Source organism: Luteimonas terrae (assembly GCF_004358165.1).
GTDB lineage: Bacteria > Pseudomonadota > Gammaproteobacteria > Xanthomonadales > Xanthomonadaceae > Luteimonas > Luteimonas terrae.
In genome coordinates this window covers 56,430-70,456 of sequence record NZ_SMTG01000009.1, presented here as the reverse complement: position 1 = coordinate 70,456, position 14,027 = coordinate 56,430, and the positions used below count along the sequence as shown (strand labels likewise).

Below are 14,027 nucleotides of genomic sequence, written 5' to 3'. Positions count from 1 at the left end.
ATCCGCGCGGCAGTGCCGCGCAAGCAGAACGCTCTCATCCCCTGCGTGCGGGGGAAGCGGCGAAGCGCGATCAGCTTGACAGATGCTCGATCGCAGCCACGCTGCCCAGGCGTTCCGACAGCCGCTTCAGCAACGCCAGACGGTTCGCCCGCAGCGCGGCGTCGTCGGCATTGACCATCACGCCGTCGAAGAATGCATCGACCTGCGGGCGCAGGCGCGCCAGATGCGTGAGCACCGACACGTAGTCGCCATGCGCAAGCGCGTGGCCGGTCTCGGCCTGCACCGCTTCCACCGCTTCGGCCAGCGCGGCTTCGGCCGGCTCGCGCAGCAGCGCCGGATCGACCATGCCCGGGATTTCGACGTCGGCCTTGCGCAGGATGTTGCGGATGCGCTTGTCGGCCGCGGCCAGCGCCTCGGCTTCCGGCAGTGCGGCGAAGGTACCGATCGCGTCGATGCGGCGGTCGAGGTCGTACAGCGACTTCGGTTGGAGTGCGGCGACCGCGTTGAACTGCTGCACGGTCACGCCCTTGTCGGCGTAGTAGCCCTTCAGGCGGTCGAGGATGAAGTCGTAGAGCTCGCCGCGGTCGGCAAACGCCGTGGCGCCGTCCTTGCCGGTGGGCAGGGCGCCGACGCGTTCGATCGCGCTGGCAAGCAGTGCATGCAGGTCCAGATCGAACCCACTCTCGATCAACGTGCGCGCCAGGCCCAACGCATTGCGCCGCAGCGCGAACGCGTCCTTGTTGCCGGTCGGCTTGAGGCCGGCGGCGAAACCGCCGGCCAGCGTGTCGAGACGCTCGGCGATCGCCAGCGTCTTGCCGAGCGGCGAGAGCGCGATGTCGTCGCCGGCGAAACGCGGCTGCCAGGCTTCGTCGATGGCGTTGGCGAGCGTGGTGCGGTCGTCGTCGGAGAGGTCGGCCAGGGCGGCGTCGCGCCTGGCGTAGTCGCGCCCTGCGATGCCCTGCAGTTCCGGGAATTCATTGACCATGCGCGATTGCAGGTCGGCCTTCGACAGCAGCGCGGTGCGGCGCGCGAGTGCAGCGTCCACGCCGACCTGCGGGGCGATGACCTCGGCCAGCGCGGCAACGCGCGCGACCTTGTCGGCAACGCTACCCAGCTTGGCCTGGTAGGTCACGCTGGCCAGACCGTCGTTCATCGCCGACAGGCCCTGCTTGAGGTCCTCGTCGAAGAAGAACTTGGCATCGGCGAAGCGCGGGCGGATCACGCGCTCGTAGCCCTTGGCGACTTCGATCGGATCGCGCGATTCGATGTTCGCGATACCGATGAAGTGCTCGGTCAGGCGGCCGTCCTGCAGCACGGGGAAGAACTTCTGGTTCGCTTCCATCGTCGCGATCAGGGCTTCCTGCGGCACGGCGAGGAACTCGTGCTCGAACGTGCAGGCCACGGCCTTGGGCCATTCGACCAGACAGGTCACCTGCTCGAGGTTGTCCTGCTCGATGCGGGCATCGCCGCCGAGTGCGCGCGCGACGCCTTCGACTTCCTGCACGATGCGGCTGCGACGCACGTCCGCATCCACCAGCACCTTGGCGCTGCGCATCGCTTCGACGTAGTCGCCCGGCGCGGCGATCTCGACCGCGGCGTCGTGCATGAAGCGGTGGCCGCGGCTCGTGCGGCCGCTGCGCACGCCGAACAGTTCGGCGTCGATCACCTGCGTGCCGTGCAGCAGCACCAGCCAATGCACCGGACGCGCGAACGCATAGGCATGCGCGCCCCAGCGCATGGGCTTGGGAATCGGCATCGCCGCGATCGCCTCGCGCAGCACGTCCGGCAGCAGCGTCGCGGTGGCGGCGCCCGGCGTCACCGCGCGGTGCACGAAACGCTCGCCCTTGGCGTCGCTGGTCTTCTCGAGCTGTGTCCAGTCGATGCCGGCCTTGGCCGCGAAGCCCTGCAGGGCCCTGGTCGGGTTGCCGTCCGCGTCGAGCGCGATGTTGAGATACGGGCCCAGCACCTCCGAGCGCTGCTCGGGTTGTTCGCCCGCCACGCCCGGCAGCAGCACCGCCAGACGGCGCGGCGTGTACAGAGGCTTCGCGTCGCCGCGCTCGATCGCGACGCCACGCTTGTCGAGCGCCGCGATGACGCCGTCGAAGAACGCCTGCGCCAGGCCGGGCAGGGCCTTGACCGGCAGTTCTTCGGTGCCCAGTTCGATCAGGAGGGGGTGCATGTCAGTCATGGCGTCGTGCCTGCGTTCTTGTCGCCCGTCACTCCCGCGGAAGCGGGAATCCAGCGCCTTTGAAGTGAGTGAAGTCACTGGATCCCCGCCTGCGCGGGGATGACAGCTCTAGCCCTTGATGCCCGGGAAACCCAGCGCTTCGCGCTGCGCGTAGTAGGCCTTGGCCACGCCCTGCGCCAGCGCGCGCACGCGCAGGATGTAGCGCTGGCGCTCGGTGACGCTGATCGCGCGGCGTGCGTCGAGCAGGTTGAAACTGTGGCTGGCCTTGGTGACCTGCTCGTAGGCCGGCAAGGGCAGGCCCAGCTCGACGAGTTTGAGCGCTTCCCCCTCGCAGGCGTCGAAGCGATGGAACAGCTCGGCGACGTCGGCGTGTTCGAAGTTGTAGGCGCTCTGCTCGACTTCGTTCTGGTGGTAGACGTCGCCGTAGGTCACCGGCGTGCCGTCGGGGCCGTGCGTCCAGATCAGGTCGTAGACGTTGTCGCAGTTCTGCAAGTACATGCACAGGCGCTCGAGGCCGTAGGTGATCTCGCCCAGCACCGGCTTGCACTCCAGGCCGCCGGCCTGCTGGAAGTAGGTGAACTGCGTGACTTCCATGCCGTTGAGCCAGACCTCCCAGCCCAGACCCCAGGCGCCGAGCGTCGGCGATTCCCAGTTGTCCTCGACCAGGCGCAGGTCGTGCACCTGCGGATCGATACCCAGCGCCTTCAACGAGTCGAAGTACAGCTCGACGATGTTGTCCGGGTTCGGCTTCATCGCCACCTGGTACTGGTAGTAGCGCTGCAGGCGGTTGGGGTTGTCGCCATAGCGGCCGTCGGTGGGGCGGCGGCTGGGCTGCACGTAGGCGGCGTTCCACGGCTCCGGGCCGAGCGCGCGCAGGAACGTCGCCGGATGGAAGGTGCCGGCGCCGACCTCCAGATCCAGCGGCTGGATCAGCACGCAGCCCTGCTTGGCCCAGTAGGCGTTGAGCGTGAGGATCAGCTCCTGGAACGTCGGTCCGGTCATCGGAAGAATCGCGTCTGCGGCGGCGCGCTAGTATAGCGGCCCACGTCCATGCGACCGCCGCGCCAAGCGCCAGGAGGCACCGGCTTGAACGATCCGCGCGCTCCGCAGACATCGATCGGCACCCGTGCATCCGCCGCGTTCGGCGGTCGTCTGCCGGCCGGCAAGCTGACCCTCGAACCGGTCATCGACGCGCTGCTGGCCGACGGCCTGCTGGCACCGGCCGATGCCGAACGCGCCCGCGTCGGCGGCCGCAACACGCGCGGTCTCGAAGCGGTGCATCCGCTGGTGCTGCTGGCGAATCTGAAACTGCCCTCGGCGCGTCGGCCCGGCACCGAGCTCGGCCTCGAAACGCTGACCGAATGGCTGGCGCAGGCCACCGGTCACGCCTACCTGCGCATCGATCCGACCAAGATCGCGGTGGGCGACGTCACCGACCTGTTCTCGCACGCCTATGCCAAGCGCCACCGCATCCTGCCGGTGGAGGTGCGTCCGGACCATGCGCGCATCGCGACCAGCGAACCGCTGGCGCTGGACTGGCTGCCCGACATCCAGCGCCTGCTGCGGCGCGAGATCGATCTGGTCGTGGCCAATCCGCTCGACCTGCACCGCTACACCATGGAGTTCTTCGGCGTCACGCGCTCGATCCGCGGCGCCCGGGACGGGCAGGAGACCCACAACACCGCGCCGACGTTCGAGCAGCTGGTCGAACTGGGCCGCTCGGGCGACGTCAATGCCGACGACCACCACATCGTCCACATCGTGGACTGGCTGCTGCAGTACGCCTACGAGCAGCGCGCCTCCGACATCCATCTCGAACCGCGCCGCGACGTCGGCCGCGTGCGCTTCCGCATCGACGGCGTGCTGCACAAGGTCTTCGAGATGCCGCCGCCGGTGATGACCGCCGCGGTGAGCCGCATCAAGGTGCTGGGCCGCATGGATCTGGCCGAGCGCCGACGTCCGCAGGACGGCCGCATCAAGACGCGTTCGCCCGGTGGCCGCGAGGTCGAGATGCGCCTGTCGACGATGCCCACCGCATTCGGCGAGAAGTGCGTGATGCGCATCTTCGACCCGGATACCGCGTTCAAGCCGATCGAGCAGCTCGGTTTCGATGCCGGCGAGGCGGCGGCCTGGGACGATCTGGTGCAGCGCCCGCACGGCATCGTGCTGGTGACCGGCCCGACCGGTTCGGGCAAGACGACCACGCTGTATTCGACGCTCAAGAAGCTGGCCTCCGACGACGTCAACGTCTGTACGGTCGAGGATCCGATCGAAATGGTCTCGGTCGAACTCAACCAGATGCAGGTGCACAACGCGATCGACCTGACCTTCGCGCAGGGCGTGCGCACGCTGCTGCGCCAGGATCCCGACATCATCATGATCGGCGAGATCCGCGACCTCGACACCGCGCAGATGGCGGTGCAGGCCTCGCTGACCGGTCACCTGGTGCTGTCGACGCTGCACACCAACGACGCGCCGTCGGCGATCACCCGACTGCTCGATCTCGGCCTACCGCATTACCTGATCGCGTCCACGCTCAACGGCGTACTCGCCCAGCGCCTCGTGCGCACGCTGTGCCGCCACTGCAAGCAGCCCGCGGCCGTCGACCCCGAGGGCTGGCGCGCGCTGCTGGGCCCCGACAGCGACGTGCCGCCACCGGAGACCGCCTGCGGCCCGGTCGGCTGTCTGGAATGCCGCAACACCGGTTATTTCGGCCGCGTCGGCATCTACGAACTGATGCCGGTCACGCCGGCATTGCGCGCGAAGATCCAGCCGGACATGGCGCTGGCCGGCTTCAGCCGCACCGCCGTCGGCGAAGGCCTGCGCACGCTGCGCATGGCCGGCGCGGAAAAGGTCGCGCAGGGCCTGACGACGGTGGAGGAAGTGATGACGGTGCTGCCGCCGACGGAGTGAGGCCTACTCCACGGAGCTGGCAGTGCATTTCGCAGCGAACTCCGCGTAGTCCGAATCCGCCCCTTCCCCCGCTCGCGGGGGAAGGCCGGGATGGGGGCAAAGCTGGAACTCGCGACCTCGACAGGCCAAGACTCCGGGCCGGCGCGCGCTCCCGACCGAAGCTCGGCTGACCGTTCGCCCCACCCAACCCTCCCCCGCATGCGGGGGAGGGCTTCGATCCCGCTCGTGCCCTCCATCCACGCGACGGGCACACTCGAATGTGGGAGTGCGCTTGCGCGTGATGCGCCTGGCGCCGTGGGCGCCCGGCATCCCTCGGCGCCGATGCACGCGCGCGATCGCGGCCAAGACCGCTCCCACAAGGACGCCGAACCGCTACGCTTCCGCATCGCCCGCCCACATCCGGAACGATGTCCGACACCCGCCCATTCCTGATCATCGAAACCGGCCAGCCCGTGCCGTCCATGCGTCGCTACGGCGGCTTCCCGCACTGGATCCGCGTCGCCGCCGGGCTGTCGGAACGCGAGGTCGACGTGGTCGATGTCGAACGCGGGGCGGAGCTGCCGTCCGCCGAGGGTTATGCCGGCGTGCTGGTCACCGGCTCGGGCGCGATGGTCACCGACCGCGCCGACTGGAGCGAACGCAGCGCGGCCTGGCTGCGCGAGGCGGCGCATGCGGGCGTGCCGCTGTTCGGCATCTGCTACGGCCACCAGCTGATCGCGCATGCGCTCGGTGGTGAGGTGGGTCCGAACCCGCGCGGACGCGAAATGGGCAGCTTCGAGGTCGAGACGCTCGACGCCGCGGCCGACGATGCGCTGTTCGCGAGCGCCGGCCCGCGCTTCGTCGCCCAGGTCACGCACCTGCAGAGCGTGCTGCGCCTGCCCGAGGGCGCGACGCTGCTGGCGAAGTCCGCGCTTGAGCCGCACCAGGCGTTCCGCTGGGGCGCGCGGGTCTGGGGCGTGCAGTTCCATCCCGAGTTCAGTGCCACCCACATGCGCGGCTACATCCGCGCGCGCAGCGGCGCGCTGTACCAGGAAGGTCTCGATCCCGTGGCCGCCGTCGCGGCCGTGCGCGCGGCGCCCGAGGCCCGCGCCGTACTGCAACGGTTCGTGAGGCTGGCGCGCGCCTGACAGGCGCGGCCGCGCGATCGCGGCTGAACGTCGCCGACGCCTCTGCGGCCTGCTGCACGCCTGCGATACGATGGCGCCCTTCGTGGCGCGGCCACGCGACAGCACACTGGAACACGGCGGAAATGACGACTCGGACGGTAGGAGCCGGCCACGGCTGGAAGTGGATCGTGCAGGGCGTCAACGTCGGTCGCGCCAATCCGCGTGCGGTGTACGGGGCGACTGCGGTCGTCGCGCTGCTCGCGTTGATTCCCAACGTCATCCAGGCGGTGCTGCAGCTCGCGTTCGGCCTGGATGCGGGCACGCAGATCATGATCGTCGGTGCGATGTCGCTGGTGTCGATCATCGTCTATCCGCTGCTGATCGGCGGCGTGCTGCAGGTCATCGACGCGGTCGAACACAGACGTCCCGCGCGGCCGACCGACGTGTTCGCGACCTTCACCGGCGGCAATGCCGGCCGGCTGATCGGCTTCGGCGTGCTGATGGGCGCGCTCTACATCGCGACGTTCTATGCGCTGGTCAGCGCGTTCGGCGACGGCGTGATGGAGTGGTACATGCAGATCCTGACGATCAGCCAGGAAATGGGCGCGCAGTCGACACCCGCCACGCCGCCCGACCTGCCGCTGCCGCCCGCCGGCATCGGCCCGTTGATGGCGCTGGCGATCTTCTTCGGCGTCTATTACGCGACTGTCTACGCAATCGGCCTGGGCCAGGTCTCGCTGGGCGGACGCCCGGTACTGCAGGCCTTCACCGACGGGCTCGGCGGTGCGCTGCGCAACGTGTTGCCGGTGATCGTCGCGGCGGTCATCGCCATGGCCGGCGGCTTCGCACTGATGCTCGCCTTCGCGATGGTGGTGACCATCATCAGCGTCGTCGCCAGCCTCGTGCATCCGGGTCTCGCGGCGCTGCTGGTACTGCCGCTCTATCTGATCCTGCTGCTGGTGCTCTACATCGTGATGTTCGGTGCGATGTACGCGATGTGGCGCGATGTCTGCGGACCGCAGGACGCCGACGCCGCGCCGGGTCCGACGCCGGGCGCCGGCCACGACGGCAGCCGCATCGAACTCTGATGCCGGCCGGGGCCTAGAGCCCCAGCGTCGCCTCGAGCGCGGCGGCCATGCTGCGGTCCAGATGGCGCATCAGCAGGGCAAGCAGCAGGAAGAACGCCGGCGGCTGCAGCGTCAGCCACAGGCGCGCGGCCAACGGCATCGGGGCGTGATCGCGACGGACCACGCGGATGCCGGCGATGCGGTCGTGCAGCGCCTGGTACCGCGGCCCGCGTGCGGCCAGCAGGTGGCCGATGTTGAAGCTCAGCCACGACAGCAGCCCGGCTGCGTTGCGCAGGCCCGAGCGCACGAAGCCCGGCGGCAGACCGTCGTCGTCGACGACCTGCAATCCCAGCAGGCGCTTGCCCGGCGTGGCCTGCCAGCGCGTGCCTTCGAAGGCGGTGAACCACGCCAGCGCCACCAGCGAGAACACCAGCATCGCCGGCAGCACCAGTGACGAGATCGCCAGCGCCAGCGCGGTGATCGCCACCTGCAGCGCGGGGTCGGCCATCCACGCCTGCAGCAGCGCAGCCGGCGAGGCGGCGAGATCGAGCGTCTGCTGCGTCAGTGCGGCCATGGTCTGCGACAGCGCGTCGATGGCGCGGTCGCAGGTGCGCAGTGCGTCGCGCAGCGGACGGTGCATCAGCACCCCCGCCAGTGCTCCGATTGCCGCCGCATCCAGCGACCACGCCGCATAGCGGCGCAGCAGTGGCGTGGGCGCGGCGGCCGCGCTGCTCATGCCTCGTCGCGCACCGCGCCGGGCCTGGGGGCCAGCAGACGTGCGGCGATGATGCCCGCTTCATAGAGCAGACACATCGGAATCGCCAGCATCAGCTGGGACACGACATCGGGCGGGGTGATCACCGCCGCCAGTACGAACACGCCGACCACCGCGTAGCCGCGCGCCTCGCGCAACTGGTCGGTGGTCACCCAGCCCAGCAGCACCAGGATCACCAGCGCCACCGGCAGTTCGAAGCTCATGCCGAAGGCGAGGAAGATCACCAGCACGAAATTCAGATAGGCGTTGATGTCGGTCATCATCGCCACGCCGTCGGGCGTCACCATCGTCAGGAACTTGAACACCGACGGCAGCACGAAGAAGAACGCGAACGCGCAGCCGATGTAGAACAGCGCAACGGCCGAGGCGAGCAGCGGCAGGGCGAGGCGCTTCTCGCGCTTGTACAGGCCGGGCGCGACGAAGGCCCAGGCCTGGTAGAGCAGCCACGGCATCGTCACCACCAGCGCGGTGAAGAACACCAGCTTGAGCGGCGCGAAGAACGGCGAGGCGACTTCGATCGCGATCAGGTTCGAGCCGGCCGGCAGCTTGTCGAGCAGCGGCTGCGCGAGCATGCCGTAGAGCTTGTTGGCGAACGGCAGCAGGCACAGCAGCACCAGGCCGGTGCCGGCCAGGCCGCGCATCAGGCGCATGCGCAGCTCGATCAGATGGTCGATCAGGCTGCCTTCGCCGGCGTCGTCGTCAGCGTGCAGCGCCACGCGGGACCTCCTCGTCGGTCACCGGCGGCACGACCGGCGGACGCGTGGGATCGCCGGCGATGGCCTCGGGCGGCAGGGGCGCTTCGTCCGGGGCGGGTGCAACCGGGGGCGCGGGAAGATCGCGATGGGTCGCGGGCGCATCGCCGGGCATGCGGCGCGCATCGGCCACCAGATCCTCGGCGCCCTTGCGCACATCGTCGAGCCCACTGCGGGCGCGGCTCTCGGCATCGCGCAGCTGGGTGCCGACGTCCTCGATCGAGCGCTGGGCCTCGCGCACGCTGCGCTTGAGTTCTTCGGCGGCGAGTTCGCGTTCGAGTTCGGATTTCACCGAATACCACTGCGCGCGGGCGCGCCGCACCCACAGGCCCGCGAACCGGGCCGCCTTGGGCAGCCGCTCGGGACCGAGCACGATCAGCGCGACCAGCGCGATGATCATCAGCTCGCCGGTACCGATTCCGAACATCGAACTGCAGTCCCCGCGTCAGCGGGAGACGTTGTCGTCGTGGCGCGTCCTGTCGGCGTCACGCGCCGCGGCGTCCTGCGAGCGGTCGTCGAGGCGCTCGGGCGCCTCGTCGTCGTGCATGCCCTTCTTGAAGCCCTTGACCGCCTCGCCGAGATCACGGCCCGCGCCGCGCAGGCGCTTGGTGCCGAACACCAGCAGCACGACGACGAGAACGATGAGCCAATGCCAGATGCTGAAACTGCCCATGGCGGAACTTCCGAAAGAGCTGCGGGTGGCCCCGGAGGATAACGCACCGCAACCGCGTGCCGCATACGCGCGGGTGCGGACGCTCAGTATTCCGGCAGCGGTTCGACGGTCGCCGGCTGGTCGTCGACGTTCTGGAAGCCCTGCGTCGCCGGCTGGCCCTGCTGCGACTGCAGCGGTGCGGTGCTGGCCTCGGGCACGTCCTGGATCATCGGGGCCTGCGATTGCGGCGCGCTGCGCGACACCGGGACCGCGCTGCCGCCGCGGGCGACGCGCGCGGTGGCGCTGGCTTCTTCGAGGCGATCACGGAAATCGACGACCGCGTTCGACGGCTGGCGGCCAGGGCGGTTTTCGAGAATCGCGCGCGGCGTGGTGGTGTTGCCGTAGACGGCGATGTTGGCGTCGTCGTCGATCTGCAGCACCGCGCCGTCCAGCGCAACACCGGCGAACAGGCCACGAGCGCGCGACCACGACCAGATCTCGGCCTTGAGCTGGCCGTCGGTCAGCGCCGCCGCATTGCGGCCCACCGGGCCGGCGGCCACGCCGGCATCGGCGCCGAGGGTGAACTTGCCGTTGACGATCGACTCCAGGCTGCGTTCGTTGCGGAACACCAGCACCACGTCGGACGACTGCACGCCGGCCTGGAAGCCGATGCTGCCACCGGTGAGCTTGACGAACGCGGGGCTGGACCACGTGCCTTCCGGCGTCTTGACCGACATCAGACCATGGCCGCGGCGGCCGCCGATGATCAGGCCCGCCTTGATGGTGTCCGGGATGACGACGATCGCCCGCGCTTCGTCGAGCAGCTTGTCCGGAATGCCGGACTCGGGAATCGCCTGGATCTCGTTGAGCACGCGCACCGCGTTCTGCGCACGCGAATCCTCGGTCGGACCGGCGAAGGCGGGGCCGGCGACGAATGCGGTCGCCAGGGCGGCAACCAGCACGGTGTGGCGGAACGGACGAGCGGTCATGGTGACTCCGGGGCAAGGACGCGGATCGGATGCCGCGTCGCGGTGGCGCGCACGCGGAACGGATTCAGGCTAGTGACGGGGCAATGAATCGCAGATGAGTTTTTCCGGCGTGCGGGGCGCTGCCATTGCACCGGCCTGCCTGCCATCCTATGCGGATGTCCGAACCCTCCGCCTCCCGCGCGACGCGCGATGCCGTCGTGCTCGTCAATCTCGGCACGCCCGATGCACCCACGCCCAAGGCGGTGCGCCGCTATCTGGCCGAGTTCCTGCACGACCATCGCGTGGTCGCACTGACCCGCTGGCTGTGGTGCCCGCTCCTGCACTTCATCATCCTGCCATTCCGCTCGCCGCGCGTGGCCAGGCTCTACGCCGGCGTGTGGATGACCGAGGGCTCGCCGCTCGCGGTGTTGACCGCGCGCCTGGCCAAGGCCGTGCAGGCGGAACTGCCCGAGGCGGACGTCGTGCACGCCATGCGCTACGGCAATCCCTCGCTGCGCACCGTGCTGACCGACCTGCGTGACGCAGGCCATGCGCGCGTGCAGGTCTTGCCGCTGTATCCGCAGTACTCGACGACGACCACGGCCTCGGTCGGCGACATCGTCGATGCGGTGTTCGGCGCGCAGGGCGTCGCCCGCATGCGCGACGACTACCACCTCGATGCAGGTTGGGTCGACGCGGTCGCCGCCTCGATCCGCACGCACTGGGACACGCACGGCCGCGGCGAGCGTCTGCTGTTCTCCTTCCACGGCATTCCGCAGCGCCTCGCCGATGCCGGCGATCCGTACCCGGCCCAGTGCCGCGCGAGCGTCGATGCGATCGTGCGCGCGCTGGGACTGGCACCGGACGCAGCGCTGCTGACCTTCCAGTCGCGTTTCGGTCGCGAGCCCTGGCTGCAGCCCTACACCGATGAGACGCTCAAGGCGCTCGCCGGCGAGGGCGTGCGGGTGCTCGACGTCGTGTGCCCCGGCTTTGCGGTCGATTGCCTGGAGACGCTGGAGGAGATCGCGTTGCAGAACGCCGAGATCTTCCATGCGCACGGCGGTCGCGACCTGCGCTACATCCCCTGTCTCAACGACGCGCCGGCGCATGCGCGCGCGCTGGCCGCACTGACGCGCCGCGACCTGGCGGCGCGCGCATGAGCGGGACATCCGGGAGGCCGTTCGAACTGGAGATCGGCATCGGCACCGTGCGCGGCCTGCGCTTCGGAACCGAGGGCGGCCGTCGCGTGCTGGCCCTGCACGGTTGGCTCGACAACGCCGCGAGCTTCGTGCCGCTGGCCGCGCAACTCGACGGGCTCGATCTCGTCGCGCCGGACCTGCCGGGCCATGGCCGCAGCGCGCACATGCCGCCGGGCACCGACTACACCTTCGTCGGCGCCGTGCACCAGGTGCTCGACATCGCCGATGCGCTGGGCTGGCAGCGCTTCGCGCTGCTGGGGCATTCGATGGGCGCGGGCATCGCCAGCCTCGTCGCGGCCGCGGTGCCCGACCGCGTCGAGCGCCTGGTCGCGATCGAAGCGCTGGGCGCGCTGCCCGAGACAGAACCCGAAACGGTGCCGCGCCTGCGCGACGCGGTGGCTGCCTCGCGCAGTCTCGGCCAGCGCCCGCTGCGCGTGTTTCCCGATCTCGACGCACCGGTCCGCGCGCGCATGCGCGTCAACGCGCTGAGCGAGCCGGTCGCGCGTCTGCTGGTCGAGCGCGGCGTGCAGCCGGTCGACGGCGGCCACGTCTGGTGCAGCGACCCGCGCCTGACGATTCCCACCGCCGTGCGCATGACGCCCGGCCAGGTCGATGCCCTGATCGCCGGCATCGACTGTCCCACCCGGGTGATCTACGCCGATCCGCCGCAGCCCTACCTGCCCGAGCCGGATCGCTCGCGCCGCGCGCGGCTGCTGCCGCAGGGCGATCTGGTGGTCATGGCCGGCGGGCATCACCTGCACATGGAGCAGCCGGCGGAGGTCGCCGCGGCCATCGGGGATTTCCTGCAACGTTGAAGCGCGCCGAAGATCTGAGCCCTCCCCCGCGTGCGGGGGAGGGGTGGGCGGGGGCAACCCATCAGGTACACGCGCCGTGTGTGCCACGTGCGGTCCCTCGATGCGTGGCGATCATTCCCGCGATATGGCCGGTCGCCCCATCCCGGCCTTCCCCCGCAAACGGGGGAAGGTGCAGAGCGAATCAGGGCGGCGCCGCGCCGCCCTGCAGCTGCACGCTGACGGTCACGCCCGTATCGTCCGACGGCTGCGCCGCACGGTTGCGGTCGAACGCGAACAGCGCGCTGCGTCCGTCTTTCTCGAAGGCGAGCACGGCGCTGTCGCTGCCGAGCTGCGTCGCAAGGCGCCGCTGCCAGCCGTCCTGTTCCATCGCCTGCCGTGTGTCCTGCGACAGCCGCGCGACGTCGCCTTCCGCGAGCAGGCTGACCACCCGGGTGCCGGGCATGTCGGTCACCGTGTCGAGCGCGTAGCGCGCCGGCAGGTGCACGTCGCCGGGGAAGTCCGCCGGCAGGCGCAGGGTGGTCGTCCGTGGCCGGTCCGGCGTCGCTGCGACGCGGTCGCCGAGCGCGTCGAAGCGAACGGGCGTGCCCAGCGCCTCCGGCGACGGACGGCAGCCCGACAGCAGTTCGGCGGCGAGCAGCAGGAGCGGCAGCAGGGCGCGGGCGCGGACCATGGGGGTCTCCGGCGGCACCGGCCGCTCGTGCGAATCAACGGCGTGGCGCGCCGGAAGCGGACAGCGACGACGACCGGGTGCCACCACGCGGGCTTGGGCCGCAGATCCGCACTCAGGACAACAGCGCGTGCAGGTCCGCCTTCAGACGGCGGCCGTTGTCGCGGAAGTAGTCGCGCGCCTCGCGCCACGCCGGGCAGCGCGCTTCGACCTCGCGCCAGAAGCTGCGCGAATGGTCGGCGTGGATCAGATGGCAGAGCTCGTGCACCAGCACGTATTCGAAGGCCGACGGCGCGCCGAGCACCAGCGACAGGTCCAGGTTGAGCGTGCCGTCGGGTGCCAGCGAGCCCCATTGCGAAGACATCGACTTGAGCCGGATCCGTCGCGGCGGCCGCGGCAGACCGGGCAGGTAGGCCGGCAGCCAGCGTCCGATGTCGGCGCGGGCCTGTGCCTCGTAGAACTCGCGGAGCGCGCGCTGCAGCGCGGCCGGGCCCGCGTGGTCGGGCGAGACGAAGACCAGTGCGCCGTCGGCGTCCTCGCGCACGTGGCTGAAACGGCCCGATTCCCAGCGCAACGGACGCGATGCGCCGCGTAGCGGCAGTTGCGCGGTGACGCCGCGCTGCAATGGCAAGGTCTCGCCGTGCGCGGCGATCTGGGCGGCCAGCCACGCGCGATGCTGCTGCAGGAAGGCATCGCCGGATGCGAGGCTCGCGCGCAGCGGCAGCGTGAGCCGCGCGCCGCGTTCGCTGACGCTCAGGCGGATGCGCCGCGCGCGCGGGTCGCGCACGCGCAGCACCTCGATCTCGCGGCCGTCGTCGAGGCGCAGCGCGACCGCATCGCGCTGGATCGACGGGCGTTTCGCAGGCGACAGCAGACGCGACAGGGACGGCATGGCCGGAAGTGTAGACCTGCGCCGACGCAGGGT

At 70.3% G+C, this 14,027-nt stretch carries 14 protein-coding genes; 5 read left to right on the top strand and 9 right to left on the bottom strand.

The genetic code is table 11. The annotated features are described in order from the left end of the window. Positions 1-70: 70 nt before the first annotated feature. Together glyS and glyQ are read right to left on the bottom strand one after the other, a co-directional pair. Entirely contained in the window at positions 71-2,188 is a 2,118-nt protein-coding gene (gene glyS, locus E2F49_RS15605) for a glycine--tRNA ligase subunit beta (RefSeq protein ID WP_133394750.1), read from the bottom strand. A 108-nt stretch (positions 2,189-2,296) separates the two neighbouring features. Beyond that, positions 2,297-3,190, bottom strand: coding sequence for a glycine--tRNA ligase subunit alpha (gene glyQ, locus E2F49_RS15600; protein ID WP_133394749.1), 894 nt, complete (start codon positions 3,188-3,190; stop codon positions 2,297-2,299). A 114-nt stretch (positions 3,191-3,304) separates the two neighbouring features. Between glyQ and E2F49_RS15595 the strand changes: the two genes are divergently transcribed. The 3 genes from E2F49_RS15595 to E2F49_RS15585 all read left to right on the top strand — a co-directional run bounded on the left by E2F49_RS15595 (position 3,305) and on the right by E2F49_RS15585 (position 7,295). Further along, positions 3,305-5,101 (top strand): GspE/PulE family protein, encoded by a 1,797-nt coding sequence (locus E2F49_RS15595; protein WP_243713631.1) that lies wholly within the window; start codon positions 3,305-3,307, stop codon positions 5,099-5,101. Positions 5,102-5,508: 407 nt separating this feature from the next. After that, positions 5,509-6,228 (top strand): glutamine amidotransferase, encoded by a 720-nt coding sequence (locus tag E2F49_RS15590; protein WP_133394747.1) that lies wholly within the window; start codon positions 5,509-5,511, stop codon positions 6,226-6,228. Positions 6,229-6,350: 122 nt separating this feature from the next. Further along, a complete protein-coding gene (locus E2F49_RS15585; RefSeq protein WP_133394746.1) occupies positions 6,351-7,295 on the top strand; it encodes a hypothetical protein in 945 nt (314 codons plus the stop codon). A 13-nt stretch (positions 7,296-7,308) separates the two neighbouring features. Here E2F49_RS15585 and E2F49_RS15580 read toward each other — a convergent pair whose 3' ends face one another. From E2F49_RS15580 to E2F49_RS15560, 5 genes are all read right to left on the bottom strand, one after another. Continuing rightward, positions 7,309-8,010 carry an RDD family protein gene (locus E2F49_RS15580; protein WP_133394745.1) on the bottom strand — a complete coding sequence of 234 codons (702 nt, stop codon included), beginning with the start codon at positions 8,008-8,010 and terminating at the stop codon, positions 7,309-7,311. Next, the gene (tatC, locus tag E2F49_RS15575) at positions 8,007-8,759 is read right to left on the bottom strand and encodes a twin-arginine translocase subunit TatC (protein ID WP_425481406.1); all 753 of its coding nucleotides are present in this window, start codon (positions 8,757-8,759) and stop codon (positions 8,007-8,009) included. The genes E2F49_RS15580 and tatC overlap by 4 nt, the downstream gene beginning before the upstream one ends. Then, complete coding sequence (tatB, locus tag E2F49_RS15570; RefSeq protein ID WP_133394743.1) at positions 8,749-9,228, bottom strand: Sec-independent protein translocase protein TatB; 480 nt, start codon at positions 9,226-9,228, stop codon at positions 8,749-8,751. Before tatB ends, tatC begins: the two co-directional genes overlap by 11 nt. Before the next feature lie 18 nt (positions 9,229-9,246). Further along, positions 9,247-9,474: a Sec-independent protein translocase subunit TatA gene (tatA, locus tag E2F49_RS15565; RefSeq protein ID WP_133394742.1), complete on the bottom strand. Its 228-nt coding sequence runs from the start codon at positions 9,472-9,474 to the stop codon at positions 9,247-9,249. An 83-nt stretch (positions 9,475-9,557) separates the two neighbouring features. Then, the gene (locus tag E2F49_RS15560; RefSeq protein ID WP_133394741.1) at positions 9,558-10,442 is read right to left on the bottom strand and encodes a lipid-binding SYLF domain-containing protein; all 885 of its coding nucleotides are present in this window, start codon (positions 10,440-10,442) and stop codon (positions 9,558-9,560) included. Between the two features lie 155 nt (positions 10,443-10,597). Between E2F49_RS15560 and hemH the strand changes: the two genes are divergently transcribed. Then, positions 10,598-11,581: a ferrochelatase gene (gene hemH / locus E2F49_RS15555; protein ID WP_133394740.1), complete on the top strand. Its 984-nt coding sequence runs from the start codon at positions 10,598-10,600 to the stop codon at positions 11,579-11,581. Then, positions 11,578-12,435 (top strand): alpha/beta fold hydrolase, encoded by an 858-nt coding sequence (locus tag E2F49_RS15550; protein ID WP_133394739.1) that lies wholly within the window; start codon positions 11,578-11,580, stop codon positions 12,433-12,435. Before hemH ends, E2F49_RS15550 begins: the two co-directional genes overlap by 4 nt. Positions 12,436-12,616: 181 nt before the next feature. On the opposite strand, the gene E2F49_RS15545 is transcribed toward E2F49_RS15550, so the two are convergent. Both E2F49_RS15545 and E2F49_RS15540 read right to left on the bottom strand, forming a co-directional pair. Next, the gene (locus E2F49_RS15545; protein WP_133394738.1) at positions 12,617-13,105 is read right to left on the bottom strand and encodes a hypothetical protein; all 489 of its coding nucleotides are present in this window, start codon (positions 13,103-13,105) and stop codon (positions 12,617-12,619) included. A 112-nt stretch (positions 13,106-13,217) separates the two neighbouring features. Next, complete coding sequence (locus tag E2F49_RS15540) at positions 13,218-13,994, bottom strand: M48 family metallopeptidase (protein WP_133394737.1); 777 nt, start codon at positions 13,992-13,994, stop codon at positions 13,218-13,220. Positions 13,995-14,027: the final 33 nt, after the last annotated feature.

Excerpts from the sequence above, each read along its gene's own strand:
- glyQ (WP_133394749.1), bottom strand. The coding sequence starts at position 3,190 with ATGACCGGACCGACGTTCCAGGAGCTGATCCTCACGCTCAACGCCTAC.
- E2F49_RS15585 (WP_133394746.1), top strand. The coding sequence starts at position 6,351 with ATGACGACTCGGACGGTAGGAGCCGGCCACGGCTGGAAGTGGATCGTG.
- glyS (WP_133394750.1), bottom strand. The coding sequence starts at position 2,188 with ATGACTGACATGCACCCCCTCCTGATCGAACTGGGCACCGAAGAACTG.
- E2F49_RS15540 (WP_133394737.1), bottom strand. The coding sequence starts at position 13,994 with ATGCCGTCCCTGTCGCGTCTGCTGTCGCCTGCGAAACGCCCGTCGATC.
- tatA (WP_133394742.1), bottom strand. The coding sequence starts at position 9,474 with ATGGGCAGTTTCAGCATCTGGCATTGGCTCATCGTTCTCGTCGTCGTG.
- tatB (WP_133394743.1), bottom strand. The coding sequence starts at position 9,228 with ATGTTCGGAATCGGTACCGGCGAGCTGATGATCATCGCGCTGGTCGCG.
- E2F49_RS15550 (WP_133394739.1), top strand. The coding sequence starts at position 11,578 with ATGAGCGGGACATCCGGGAGGCCGTTCGAACTGGAGATCGGCATCGGC.
- E2F49_RS15545 (WP_133394738.1), bottom strand. The coding sequence starts at position 13,105 with ATGGTCCGCGCCCGCGCCCTGCTGCCGCTCCTGCTGCTCGCCGCCGAA.
- E2F49_RS15560 (WP_133394741.1), bottom strand. The coding sequence starts at position 10,442 with ATGACCGCTCGTCCGTTCCGCCACACCGTGCTGGTTGCCGCCCTGGCG.
- hemH (WP_133394740.1), top strand. The coding sequence starts at position 10,598 with ATGTCCGAACCCTCCGCCTCCCGCGCGACGCGCGATGCCGTCGTGCTC.
- E2F49_RS15580 (WP_133394745.1), bottom strand. The coding sequence starts at position 8,010 with ATGAGCAGCGCGGCCGCCGCGCCCACGCCACTGCTGCGCCGCTATGCG.
- E2F49_RS15590 (WP_133394747.1), top strand. The coding sequence starts at position 5,509 with ATGTCCGACACCCGCCCATTCCTGATCATCGAAACCGGCCAGCCCGTG.